Annotated in this window: 13 protein-coding genes; 4 read left to right on the top strand and 9 right to left on the bottom strand. The window is 61.1% G+C overall.

Annotated features, from left to right (window positions below):
* Nucleotides 1–9: 9 nt before the first annotated feature.
* From NX775_RS16655 to NX775_RS16640, 4 genes are all read left to right on the top strand, one after another.
* Entirely contained in the window at nt 10–330 is a 321-nt protein-coding gene (locus NX775_RS16655) for a hypothetical protein (protein WP_258837018.1), read from the top strand.
* A 190-nt stretch (nt 331–520) separates the two neighbouring features.
* Nucleotides 521–3,295, top strand: coding sequence for an XrtA/PEP-CTERM system TPR-repeat protein PrsT (gene prsT / locus NX775_RS16650; RefSeq protein ID WP_258837017.1), 2,775 nt, complete (start codon nt 521–523; stop codon nt 3,293–3,295).
* Nucleotides 3,296–3,438: 143 nt separating this feature from the next.
* Nucleotides 3,439–4,110 (top strand): GNAT family N-acetyltransferase, encoded by a 672-nt coding sequence (locus tag NX775_RS16645; protein WP_258837016.1) that lies wholly within the window; start codon nt 3,439–3,441, stop codon nt 4,108–4,110.
* A gap of 78 nt (nt 4,111–4,188) precedes the next feature.
* Entirely contained in the window at nt 4,189–5,067 is an 879-nt protein-coding gene (locus NX775_RS16640) for a ThiF family adenylyltransferase (protein WP_258837015.1), read from the top strand.
* Between the two features lie 119 nt (nt 5,068–5,186).
* Here the strand turns inward: NX775_RS16640 and pepA are convergent, their stop codons facing one another.
* The 9 genes from pepA to NX775_RS16595 form a co-directional block, all read right to left on the bottom strand.
* Entirely contained in the window at nt 5,187–5,969 is a 783-nt protein-coding gene (gene pepA / locus NX775_RS16635) for a flocculation-associated PEP-CTERM protein PepA (RefSeq protein ID WP_258837014.1), read from the bottom strand.
* Between the two features lie 182 nt (nt 5,970–6,151).
* Nucleotides 6,152–6,817, bottom strand: coding sequence for a class I SAM-dependent methyltransferase (locus NX775_RS16630; RefSeq protein ID WP_258837013.1), 666 nt, complete (start codon nt 6,815–6,817; stop codon nt 6,152–6,154).
* A 112-nt stretch (nt 6,818–6,929) separates the two neighbouring features.
* Nucleotides 6,930–7,661 carry a GNAT family N-acetyltransferase gene (locus NX775_RS16625; protein ID WP_258837012.1) on the bottom strand — a complete coding sequence of 244 codons (732 nt, stop codon included), beginning with the start codon at nt 7,659–7,661 and terminating at the stop codon, nt 6,930–6,932.
* A 152-nt stretch (nt 7,662–7,813) separates the two neighbouring features.
* A complete protein-coding gene (locus NX775_RS16620; RefSeq protein WP_258837011.1) occupies nt 7,814–8,914 on the bottom strand; it encodes a nucleotidyltransferase domain-containing protein in 1,101 nt (366 codons plus the stop codon).
* Nucleotides 8,911–9,828 (bottom strand): HprK-related kinase A, encoded by a 918-nt coding sequence (locus NX775_RS16615; RefSeq protein ID WP_258837010.1) that lies wholly within the window; start codon nt 9,826–9,828, stop codon nt 8,911–8,913. The genes NX775_RS16620 and NX775_RS16615 overlap by 4 nt, the downstream gene beginning before the upstream one ends.
* Complete coding sequence (locus NX775_RS16610; RefSeq protein WP_258837009.1) at nt 9,816–10,121, bottom strand: HPr-rel-A system PqqD family peptide chaperone; 306 nt, start codon at nt 10,119–10,121, stop codon at nt 9,816–9,818. The genes NX775_RS16615 and NX775_RS16610 overlap by 13 nt, the downstream gene beginning before the upstream one ends.
* Nucleotides 10,099–10,692 carry a hypothetical protein gene (locus NX775_RS16605; RefSeq protein ID WP_258837008.1) on the bottom strand — a complete coding sequence of 198 codons (594 nt, stop codon included), beginning with the start codon at nt 10,690–10,692 and terminating at the stop codon, nt 10,099–10,101. The genes NX775_RS16610 and NX775_RS16605 overlap by 23 nt, the downstream gene beginning before the upstream one ends.
* Before the next feature lie 172 nt (nt 10,693–10,864).
* Nucleotides 10,865–11,485 (bottom strand): XrtA/PEP-CTERM system exopolysaccharide export protein, encoded by a 621-nt coding sequence (locus NX775_RS16600; RefSeq protein ID WP_370660595.1) that lies wholly within the window; start codon nt 11,483–11,485, stop codon nt 10,865–10,867.
* A gap of 193 nt (nt 11,486–11,678) precedes the next feature.
* Nucleotides 11,679–12,425: a S1 family peptidase gene (locus NX775_RS16595; RefSeq protein WP_343828440.1), complete on the bottom strand. Its 747-nt coding sequence runs from the start codon at nt 12,423–12,425 to the stop codon at nt 11,679–11,681.
* Nucleotides 12,426–12,654 lie beyond the last annotated feature (229 nt).

The raw sequence follows: 12,654 nt of genomic DNA, 5'->3' as shown, positions 1-12,654 counted from the left end.
GAGTCATTCATGCCGATCCGCCCCGCACAACTTGCCGCCCTGATGCGCGAAGTCGAACAGGAAGACCCGATCGACTTCGCCGACCTTCCCTTCCCCGAGGACGAACTGCGCGACCTCGTCGCCAATCACCTGTGCGAGATGGCAGCGGCGATGGAGAACTTCAGCCAGGAAGATCGCCTGATGACGCTGCTTGCCGTCTCGGCCAAGCTGGTGCTGGAAAATCTCGTGCTTCATGTACAGCTGTTGCGGCGGCATAACTTACCAGTCGGCAATGATGTTAATGCCTTGCTGCAACGTCTGCGCAAGGGGCCAGGCAGCGACGAGGGATGAAAGGGGCTACGCCTGCCGCTTCTAATCTTGGTAACAATTGCTCTCACTTTTTTGCTGTTACCCGCGGCTGGAATTTGCAACAATTGCATCCGTTTGCACGTTGGCGACGCTGTTCCTTCAGGTATTATTTGTTGTTGAGGAATTTCGCTATCTGGCGAAACAACGAACTCCATTGCCTGAGGAATCCCACATGTCGCGCCACGCAACCAAGCTTACTCTTACCGCCCTGCTGTCCGGCGCCATCCTGGCCGCCGGTTTGTCCGGCTGCAACCGCACCCAGTCGACCGAGACCCTGCTGGCCGAAGCCACGCAGTATCAACAAAAAGGCGATATCAAGGCGGCGCTGATCCAGTTGAAAAATGCCGTGGCAAACAGCCCGGAAAATGGCGAAGCGCGCATGGCGCTGGGCACCCTGCAATTGTCGACCGGCGACGCCGTGTCGGCTGAAAAAGAATTCGGCCGCGCCCGTTCACTGGGCATCCCGGCGGCGCGCGTTCTGCCGCTGCTCGGCCAGGCCATGACGCAGCAAGGCAAGTTCAAGGAAGTGCTGACCGAGATCACGCCGGAAGCGGCGGCTGGCTCCGCGCCACTGCTGAGCCTGCGCGCCGACGCGCTGCTGGGCAGCGGCAAGCCGGACGAAGCGCAGCAGGCCTACACCGCCGCACTGGCGGCCAATGCAAATTCGGGCGAGGCGCTGATGGGCATGGCGCGCATTGCCGCCGCAAAAGGCGACCGCGATGCAGCCGCGCGCTACGTCGAGGAGGCTGTGGCCAAGGATCCAAAGAATCCCGAAGCCTACATGATGCGCGGCTCGATGCTGCGCATGATGAACAAGCCCGACGAAGCCCTGGCGGCGTATGACCAGGCGCTCAAGCTCAAGCCGGATCACCGTGGCGCCCATATTGAAAAGGCGTACGTCGAGATCGCCCGCGGCAAGTTCGACGCGGCCAAGGTCGAAGTCGAAGCAGCGGAAAAGAATTCGCCGGGCAGCCTGCTGGTGGTGTACACCCGTGGCCTGTACGAGTTCTCGCAAGGTAAATACTCTGCAGCGAAAGACGCGCTGGCAAAAATCCTCAAGATCGCGCCTGATCACCAGCCGAGCATCCTGCTGGCCGGCGCATCCGAGCTGAATCTTGGCGGTACCCAGCAGGCTGAGCAGCATCTGCGCAAATACCTGCAAAGCAATCCGAACAATGTCTACGCACGCAAGCTGCTGGCCCAGGCACAACTGCGCAATTCGCAGCCAGCCGATGCCGCAGCAACCCTGGCGCCAGCCCTGAAGGATGCGCCGCAGGACGCGCAACTGCTGGCCCTGGCGGGTGAGTCGTACATGCAGGTGCGCGACTTCGACAAGGCCAGCAGTTACCTCCAGCAGGCTGCCACGCTGGCGCCGCAAGCTGCCGCCGTACGCACCTCGCTTGGCCTGTCGCGTCTGGCGCAGGGTGACCAGGCCCGTGGCCTGAGCGAACTCGAAGCGGCTGCCACGCTCGATCCGAAATCGCTCCAGGCCACGATGGCACTGGTGCAGACCGAGATGGGCATGAAGCGCTACGACCGGGCCGAGGCCGCCGTGGCGTCGCTTGAAAAGCAGCAGCCGGACAGCGCGCAGGTGCAGCAGCTCAAGGGCGCCGTGTACATGGTCCAGGGCAAGAACGCGCCAGCACGTGCGGCGTTCGAGAAAGCCGTGCAGTTGCAGCCGACGTTCCTGCCTGCCGTGACCAATCTGGCGCGCCTGGACATGCAGGAGAAAAAGCCGGACGCTGCCAAGGCGCGCTTCACGGCCTTCCTCGAGAAAGACAAGAACAATGCCGACGCGATGGCGGCATTGGGTGAACTGGCGCTGCTGCAGAAGAACACGGCCGAAGCCACCACCTGGTTCGAAAAAGCCAGCACGGCCAATCCGGAGGCAACGGCCCCGGCACTGAAGCTGGGCGCGCACTACCTGCGCACCGACCAGGCGCCAAAAGCGCTGGCGCTGGCCCGCAAGTTCCAGACCACGAACCCGACCGATGCCGGCGTGCTTGAACTGCTGGGCCAGTCGCAAATCGCCAGCAAGGATCTGAACGGTGCGCTCGACACTTACAGCAAGCTGGCCAATGTGCTGCCGAAATCGGCGCCGGCCCAGATTCGTCTGGCGGAGGTGCAACGCCTGCTCAAGAACGATAGCGCAGCCGCCGGCCACATCAAGCGCGCGGTCGACCTGCAGCCTGATTTCATGCCGGCGCGTCTGATGCAGGTGGACGCAGCAATGCGCGCCAAGCGTCCGGACGATGCGCTGGCAGCGGCGCGCCAGGTGCAAGAGGCCGCACCGAAGGCGCCGCTTGGCTTCGTGCTCGAAGGCGACATCCTGATGAGCCAGCAAAAGAGCGCACCTGCCTTGCAGGCGTATGAAAAAGCCGTGGCGCTGACGCCGTCGTCGGAACTGAACGCCAAGGTGGTGCAGGCAATGCAGGCGGGCGGCAAGAGCAAGGAAGCACTGGCGCGCGCCGAGAAGTGGCTGGCCCAGAACCCGGGCGATGCACGCATGGCGCTGATGGTTTCCGAAATCAATATGGCGGACAAGGACTACAAGGCGGCGATCGTCCGTCTGGAATCCGTCCAGAAGGCGGCCCCGGGCAACCCGCTGGTGCTGAACAATCTGGCCTGGGCTTACCAGCAGGTGAAGGATCCCCGCGCGCTGGCAACTGCCGAGCAGGCGTTGAAGGTCGCCGGCGACAATCCGGGGGTGATGGACACGCTGGGCTGGATGCTGGTTGAACAGGGCAATGTCGCACGTGGCCTGCCGCTGCTGCAAAAAGCCAGCACCCAGGCGCCGAATGCCATGGAGATTCGTTATCACCTGGCACAGGCGCTGAACAAGAGTGGCGACAAGGCCGGCGCCAAGCGCGAGCTGGACAAGCTGCTGGCAGCGAACACACCGTTCGCGCAAGCCGATGAAGCACGCGCGCTGCTCAAGACGCTGTAATGTGGCATGCCGCCGCACGCTATCACACAGTGTGTGGCGGCCTGGTTTACCGGTGCATACGGCATCCTGGCAGTGATATTTATTCATCCTATCGAACGCTCAATTTATTGATGCCGAGATAAGATGTCATGACATAAATAAGGATGTTTATCGTGAACGACGATTCATACGGAATCCGGCTTACCGATACCTCGGACGGCCGTAACTCGGCCAGCATGCTGATCAACAGGATGTATGCCTGGCGCGGCTACTCCGGAGATCACCAGCCGAGCAACGACCCCAATCGCATCACGCTGACCGCCACCGACAAGGGCGACGTGGTCGGCACCCTCAGCATCGGGATCGATTCCGAGGTGGGACTGATGGCCGACGAGGTCTTTGGCGCCGAACTCGACGCGCACCGCGCCAATGGCGCGCGCCTGTGCGAGTTCACCAAATTCGCTTTCGACCCGTCGGTACGCTCGAAAACCGCACTGGCCAACGTGTTTCATCTGGCCGTCATCTACGCCCGTGACATGCATGGCTGCACCGACATCATCATCGAGGTCAACCCGCGCCACCGCCGCTTCTACGAACGCATGCTGGGGTTTCGCAAAGAGGGCGAGCTCAAGATCAACACGCGCGTGGATGCGCCAGCCTACCTGCTGCGCGTGAACCTCAAATACGTTACCGAGCAGATCAGCATTTTTGGCGGCACGTTTGCGGCTGATGGCGAAACCGAAGAGCGCTCGTTCTACCCATACTTCTTCTCGCCCCGCGAGGAACGCGGTATCATCAACCGCCTGCTGCGCATGGATGAGTCACATCCCGCGTAAGCACCTGCATCGCCGGTACGCGCCCTGCCCTGCCTGCGGCGCCCGCCATCTCGTCCCTACCTTTTCGCAATGTCCCCGATGAGCAATCCGTTTCAGTACGAACAGGCGTTTTCACGCAATATTGGCTGGGTCACGCCTGCCGAACAGCAGCAGTTACGCGGCAAGCGCATTGCCATCGCGGGCGGCGGCGGCGTCGGCGGTGTGCACCTGCTGACGCTGGCACGCCTGGGCGTGACGCATTTTCATATTGCCGACTTCGATACGTTCGACATTCCCAACTTTAACCGCCAGGTGGGCGCGATGATGTCGACTGTCGGCCAGCCCAAGGCCGACGTGCTGGCGCGCATGGCGCGCGACATCAATCCCGACATCGACATCAAGATCTTTCCCGAAGGCGTCCATGCCGACAATCTTGACGCGTTCCTGGCCGGCGTCGACCTGTACGTCGATGCGCTCGACTTCTTCGCCTTCGATGCGCGCCAGCAGACATTTGCCGCCTGTGCACGGCTTGGTATCCCGGCCACTACCGCAGCACCACTGGGCATGGGCGCGGCCCTGCTCAACTTCATGCCGGGCAAGATGACGTTCGAGGAATATTTCGGCTGGGGCGATTTGCCAGAGCAGGAAAAAGCGATCCGCTTCGTGGTCGGCCTGGCGCCGGCCGGCCTGCACCGCAACTACCTGATGGTGCCGGGCTCGGTGAACTTTGCCGAGCGGCGTGGTCCATCCACCTTCATGGCTTGTCAGCTGTGCGCCGGCATCATCGCCACGGAGTCGCTCAAGATCCTGCTGGGCCGCGGCGATGTGCTGGCAGCGCCGTGGGGCATGCAGTTCGACGCCTACCGCAACAAGCTCAAGCGCACTTGGCGGCCGGGCGGCAACCGGCATCCGATCCAGCGTCTGGCAATCGCGATCGGCCGGCGCCAGTTTGCACGTATGGCGGCTGCCGGCCGCTGAGCGACTGGCGCGTCTGCGCATGCCGCCGACGAATCGGGCAATGAAAAAAACCACTGTCGTTACCGACAGTGGTTTTTTTCTTGCTTGAGAACAGGGCCTGCGCGGCAGGCCCGTGGTTCTTAGGCAGCTTTCTTGTTGCGGCGACGTGCTGCGTACAGACCCAGCATGCCCAGGCCCAGCAGGCCAACCGATGCTGGCTCTGGCACTTCAGCTGCGTTTTCGAACACGACGTCCAGCGAACCGTTGATGGTCTGGGTGCCCGATGGCGTGAAGTTGTTCAGCTGGCCCGACTGGAACGACATCGAGTAGAACGGGTTAGGCAGGATGAAGAAATCGCTGCCAGCTGCGGTCAGTGCGAACGAGCTCGATGCACCGAAGCTGCCGCAGTTGATGCCGTTGCCGGTTGGATTGCTTGGGCTCGAGCAGGTGCTCAGCATTGGGTTCAGCGTGCCCTGGCCAGCCATTGGGTTGCCCGAGCCCAGCAGGACGTTGCCGCCTGCGACGCCCAGCGTGGTGTCCATGAACAGGTCCAGGCTACCGGTGCCTGGCTGGAAGTTGAACGTGGTGGTCGAGCCGCTTACCGAGTAGGTGCCGCTTGCCGAGTAGTTAGCGAACAGGCCGTAGTTTGCGCCCAGGCCGGTCTGGAAAGCTTCGTACGCGGTGTTGCCACCGTTGCCGACGAACTGGCCAGCAGTCCACACCAGCGAGACGTTGAACGTACCATCTTGGTTGAAGGTCGCGGTTTCGGTGTAGTTACCGGTGATCTTGTCAGCAACGAAGTTTGCCTGTGGACCGACTGGATCGACGGTGAACGAATTGAAAGGAGCTGCTGCGGCAGTACCGCTGAAGATGGTTGCAGCTGCGATCGATGCGGCGACGATGGTTTTCTTGAAGGCGTTCATTTCGTAAATCTCCTGGGTTGTATGGGTACTGCTCACGAGGCTATATAAGCAACCATCGTGCCAGCTCAAGAGATTTGTTTTAAATCAAACACTTAACAATTCGTATTGATCAAGATCAAACATCACTGTAAAAAATACCGACAGCATATTTACGCGCGAAAAACGCTGCTGTCGGAGTAGGCCTACACAGGTTTACGCACCACCACATTCCATGTGTTTCCGGAAGTAAATTCCGAATAAATCTCGTAACCTGCTTCCAACATTTTGGCGCGCAGCTCTTCCACGTGGAACGGGCTGTACAGAATGCCCTTGCGGATGCCCCAGTCGTTGATTTTTTGCGCAGCCCAGCGCAGTGGTGCAAATCCGGTTGGGTACAGCAGAACATTTGCCGCCATCATCCCCCCTGGCTTGAGCACACGCAGAATATCCCGCAGCGCGCCGTCGATCGTCGGGAAGCAGTGGATTGAGTTGGCGATATTGGCCGTGTCGAAGCGGTTGTCGGCGAACGGCAGCTGGGCCGCATCGGCGTGCTGTACCTGAACTTGTGGATTGTTGGCAAAGCGGCGCTTGGCGCCGGCCAGCATCGAGGGCGCATAGTCGATGCCAGTCACCTTCACTTGTGGGAGCTTGCGGCGACGGCGCCAGTTCAGCACCATTTCAAGCAGCGTTCCGGTACCGCATGCCACTTCCAGGTGGTCGGGACCGAAGTTCGGCCCGAAGAACCGCATCTGGGTGCCGATCGTGCTGTTGTAGGCAAAGGTCAGAATGAAGAAGCCGCGCAGGTCGTACCACCACGGTTCGGAGGAATAGGCTTCGGCGATTTCGTCCCTGGTCTTACCTGTCGTCATGGCGCATCCTCACTGGATATACAAGAAGCGCTGAATATAGGACGTTCCTGCCAGGCAGGCAAGCAGAAATGCAAAGGGGAAAGATGGGGCGCATTCGCCCCGGGAGCCCCGCTTAGCCGAGTGCTCGCAAGCGATTGATGATGCCGGCTTCTTCGCGCTGCGAAAAGAACCATGGAAACAGCGAGCGTTCGCCGACCGCCTTGTCCTGCATGCCGCCCCATTTGGCAACCTGCTCGGTACCGAAGGCCGTGGCTGCGCTGAGCAGCACCGCTGGCGCCTGCACGCGGGGATTAGGCCGTGATTCGCAGACGGTCTGGAAGCCGAGCATGGCTTCATAAAAACGGCGATGACGCGGATTGACCTCGATGAAGATGTGGCTGCAATGATTCAGGTCGCGCGCATAGATGAGGGCCACGTGAAACAGCGAGGCGAGTACGGCCTTCGACTTGATGGCCGGATCAACGGCCAGCTTGATGATTTCGCAGACCTTGCCGGTCCCGCGCTGGGTGTCGATGTAGTCGGCGAATACCTGGTCCGCCAACAGGCCGATATCGGAATCCAGACCCAGGCTCAGCGTGCCGAAGACCTGGCCACGGTCCGATGCGGTCAGTGTAATGCGGTTGGGATCGTTACCGATCTGGTGATTGCCACTGTAGCCGCGCCACGCATACATCTTGCTGATAAGCATGCTTGCGGAATTGCGCTGGGTATCGATGTCGGCAGCGCGAATCCCGAATACGCGTTCGTTGATGGTGACGTCAATGATGCTCGGATTGTCATCCTGGGCTGAGTCATCGCCACCAAGCCCGGTGCTCGGAATGGCTGGCGCTAATGTCTCGATCATGTACGTTCTCCTGGCGGTATCGACGCGTCGTGCAGCGACGACAATGTAGTCATCATAACATCGACAATTATCTCAATGCCAATTTTATTGACAAATGGAATTTAAATTAGTGGAGTGACTACGCAACTTCCCTCACAGCAAAGAGTAGCAGGTCAAGCGGCCTCTGCGGCACGTGGTGATACGAAAGCCTTGTGAAACAAGTGGCGCGTAAGCAACACCAAAGGCATGCGGAGCCAATTTCCGCGCACATACAGGGCGAAATGGGCTGCGCCGTCGAGGCGCGCTGCGCAGTCGGGATGCGGCGGCACCAGGGCGCGTACGAACAATGCATCCATCAGCGCCAGTACGGGCCGGGTGGGTGCGAATGCTGCGGCGGCAGCCATGACCGATGCCGGGACCGGTGTGCCGAACGTGCGGGTAGCGTAGCGCAGCGCATAGAACATGGGACGGGTAAGCTCGAGCGCGATGGCGCGCGTCACCAGGCCATCCCAGAAACCCGGCTCAGCGCCAAAATGCGTCGCCAGACGATGCATGTCGAACAAGTCGCGTAATCCCTGGTCGAATTCGCCGCCGAAGAACAGGTGCACGGCGCTGTGCAGAAACATGTCGTGCGGTGACAACGTACACACGTCCAGTGCCCCGAGGTCGCCGGAAATCGGCCGCGCCGCCGCGCGCAGCAGTGCCGGGTCGGGCCGTACTGGCGCCGTTTCGGGCAGGATCGCATGATGCACGTCGATGGCGTTGCCGCGGCGCAGGTGCACCATCGGCGGCAACTCGTGCATCCAGGTGCGGTAATACCGTTGGTCGTAAGCGTCGTGATGGGTGCTGGCCCAGCCATGCACCATCAGCGCGCTTTCGACGTCGTCCAGGCTGTCCTTGGGCACGAGGATGTCGATATCCGAAAACAGGCGGCCACGGCCGGATGGCAAGCCGGCCATCGCATACGCGGCGCCTTTGAGCAGAATCAGGGGCAAGCCAAGGTGGGCCAGATCGCTGCGGATGCGCTCGACCTCGTAGCCGGTCAGGCGCCGATGGCGCAGTGCGACGATGCGCGCCGCTTCCAGGTGCTCGCGCGGCTGCGGCGGCACATCGTCGAGCAGGTCATGCTCTTCAAGCAAAAACACCAGAATCGCGCCGACATTGGCGCTGTTGGCCTGGCGCAGCAAGCGCTCCCAGCCCGGCAGGTCGAGTAGCCGGACCCGACTTGGCGCGGACAGCACCTCGACCAGCAGCGATGGCGGGCGCCGCGTCACGCCGGCACTCCCGCCAGGCGGTCGAACAGCGCGATCGCTTCGTCCAGCTGGCTGTAGCAGAACTCGTGGCCATCAGCGCCCTCGACCAGATCGGCCAGGCAATCGAACCCGGCAGGACCGAGCACGAAATAATTGAAGGCATTCTCTGCCACCCGGGTGAACAATTGCCCCTTGGACAAGGGCGTCAGCGTGGTCGCGGCGCCTGCCTCGTAGCGGGGAAACACGATGTGGCGTGCGCGCGCAACGTTGCCGACCTGCGCCACGCTCCCGGCCGGCGCCTTCATGTGCGCGATCGTGCCCTTGTTGGTGCCGGGTACCGACGGGCCAAGCAAGGCGTCCGGCGCAAACGCGCGGATCACGTCGATCGAGGCATTCTTGAGACTAACCGGGCGCGCCAGCGGCGCGAGCATGCCGTCGCTGCGCCGGATCAGTGTCAATTCGTCCGACAGCAGGCGCCAGCCGCGGCAAACCAGGGCGGCGCACAGCGTGCTCTTGCCCGAGCCGGGCGGCGCCGGCAGGACGATCGCGCAGCCATTGCGCTCGATGACGGCGGCGTGCACGATCAGGTAGCGGTGCGCGCGGTTCGAGACGCACCAGTTCATGACCCATTCGAACATCGGCCAGGCCTGCGCCAGCGGCAGCGGCGCGAACGGCTCGCGGCCGTCATGGTCGAAGCGAACCTGCGGATGCCACCAGCGGCGCAGGCCGGTGCTCTGGCGCAGGCGCACCTGGAAATCGGCGAAGCCGCCCGGTTCCTCGATCAGGTTGTCGCGATACATCAACCCGATGCCATCGGCGACGAGGGAGATATTCGATTGGATTCGGCTGACAAACGGTCCGGTGCGCAGCAACAGACCCGGGCCGCCCAGGCGCCGCGCCAGCTCGGCACGGCCCAGATCGGCTACAAGAGGCATGGTTCGATCAGATTCAGGCAGGAAAGTTGTTCGAGCAGCTCGGCGACATCATGGGCCAGCGTGGCGTCGTCGACCTCGAAACGTTCACGCAGTATGGCTGCCAGGGCTGATTCGGGCGTGGGCCCGGCGCCCATGTGCTGCAGCACGACCAATGCTTCGGGGGTCAGCAGGTGGGTTGCTCCGGATACTTCGTTGAACAAGACGACCTCGTCTTGCCACTGGCGATAATGCAGAACTGCAGGGCCCGGACGACGCCAGGCCCCGGCATGCTCACTCGCCGTGGACAGCGACAAGATATTTCCTTACCTGCTGGATATTCCAGGAAACGTTCGCGTTGACCTTGTAGAAGCCGGTGGTCTTGAGCTCGTTCCACATGCGCTGCAGCGTCGGCACGTCGAGGAAATCGATGCGGCCCGAAATGACGTTCAGGTACGCCGTGCAGAGGTGCTTGCCGATGTAGGCATATTGCGAGTCGAAGGTCGAGGTCATGACCTGGGCCATCGTGCATGCGAAGTACGTTTTTTCGAAGCGCTTTTCACGGCAGTTGAACACGTCCGCGAAACGCTTGGCCTTGTTGCATGGCCAGCTGCGCTGGACATGGCACCAGTTCGACGGCGACAGCGGATTGCAGCGCTGCTCGGTGGCGACGTTACTGTTCAGGCCTGCCGAATGGAAGGCCGATGCCGACTCGCACACGAAACCGGTTTTCTGCAAGGTGGCGTGGCTTTCAAGCGTCATCAGCACACCCGCCGCGCCCAGGCCGGCTTTGGCCAGCCGCCGGCGCGTGGCGCCATGCTGGGGCATCGCCGGAGGGATGGGAAGGTGTTGCGGCTCGTTACCGCTTTGTTGCTGATCGTTAGCCACGGCTAGTCCTCGAATTCAATTACGACACAGGTAACAGAGCAAGTTTCATGCCCTAAAAATTCCTGTAGGAATATTCTTACTTAAAACAACTACTTAGACGCTTGTCAAGGACGATTTTACACTGCATTGCACGGGCTTAGCCGCAGCAGTGTAAGAATAATCGACACGCTTTTTAGAAGAAGCTCTCAGGAATGACCAGGATGTCGCCAGGACGCATCATGACGTTGGCGGAGATATCGCCATCCTTGATCAGGTCATCGAGGCGGACCGGCACTTTCTCTTGCTTGCCGTCGACCGTGCGAATGATGCTGGCCTTGTTACCCGATGCAAATTCGGTCACGCCACCAACGGCAATGACGACATCCATCACCGACATCTCGCGGCGATACGGCAACGCTTGCGGACGCGCTGCCTGGCCGATGACGCGGATCTGGTCGGTGAAGTTGCCAATGAAATTGGTCACGATCACGGTCACGACCGGCTGCTGGATGAACTTGGCCAGTGCACCTTCGATGTCGCGCGCCAGCTGGGTCGAGGTCTTGCCCGCTGCCGGCAGATCTTCGACCAGCGGGGTCGTGATCTTGCCGTCCGGACGCACCGGCACCGTCATCGACACTTCCGGATTGCGCCAGACAATGATATTGACACTGTCGCCAGGGCCGATCAGGTAATCGGGATTGATCGGCGCCATGGCGGCGGTGCTCGGCGGCAGCGGCGTGGCGCAGCCAGCCAGAATCAGCATGCAGGCAGCCGCGCCAGCGGCGACCAGGTGTTTCGTCAGTTTCGTCATCATCGCGTTCATCCCTCGCACGCACCGTAACCCACCTGCCTGCATGGTTTACCGTACGAATCAATAATTGTTATTTCGCCATCATGGCCTGCGCTATTGTAGCGCAGACCGCCGCGGGAACAAGCCATGCACAATTGAAATACTTTCTTGTTGCAAGTTCAACACGACCTCGTGTCAGGCGCATGACAGCAACAGTCTAGCGCTCCAGCAGTTCCTGGACATGGCGTACCGGAATGGCATACGTAATGCCGCTTGGCGCCGTGATGGCGGTCTCTTTCAAGCCCTTCACGAACACCATATTGATTACACCCAGCACCTGCCCGGTTTCGGGATCGTAGAGCGGGCTGCCGCTGTTGCCGGGATACGCGGTGCCATCGAGCTGGTAAATGCTGAACGGCGAGCGCTGCAACTGCACCACGGCGCGCGCATCGAGCTTGCGCGCGTTGAGCGACGGCTGCATCACCGGTGTAATTGCCGCGAGCAACGCGCGGTGGGTGGCCGGATACAGGCCCAGCACCATCCCGAGCGGAAAACCGGTGAACGCCAGTGCCTGCCCTTCGGCTGCCATACTTGCGTTGCCAAGACGCAACGCCGGCAGTGGTGTCCCCTCGATACGCAAATGGGCCAGATCATGCTGGCGGTCGAGCCCGACGAGTTGCGCTGCCCGGAAACGCACGCCGGCGCCCTCAGGCACCACGATCCCCAGTTTTTCCAGCTTGGCGCCGTCGAGCTCGTTGGGCACCACGTGCGCATTCGTGATCACACTCAGGCCGTCGCCGACGACGAAGCCGGTACCGCTGAACACGATGGCGGGGCTGCGCGTCTGCATCTGGGTGCCAATACCGACAATCGACGGCTTGACCGCAGCCACCGTCTGCGGCAACGTGGCCGCCACCGCCCGTGCCATCGCCATGCCACTCCCCGCCAGCGCTGCCAGAGTCACGGCAGCAAGCTTCTTTACAAACACTCTACGCATCATCAAAACGATCTCATTGGTTGTAGTTGCACGATAGAAGCAATCGTACGGCCCCTTTCGCTTTTTAGCCATTACAATAAGGACCTTTGAATTTCAGCAACATTTTTGTGACCTCTGCCACGCTCTCTGCCGTAGCGCAATGATTCCAGAAAATACAACAAGCGGATTCCTTAAATGTTTGCGATAATGCAACAAT

The sequence above is a fragment of the Massilia aurea genome (genome assembly GCF_024753205.1).
In the GTDB taxonomy this organism is placed as follows: domain Bacteria; phylum Pseudomonadota; class Gammaproteobacteria; order Burkholderiales; family Burkholderiaceae_D; genus Telluria; species Telluria aurea.
Note: the sequence above shows the minus strand (reverse complement) of the source record. Positions and strands in the feature narration are given on the sequence as shown.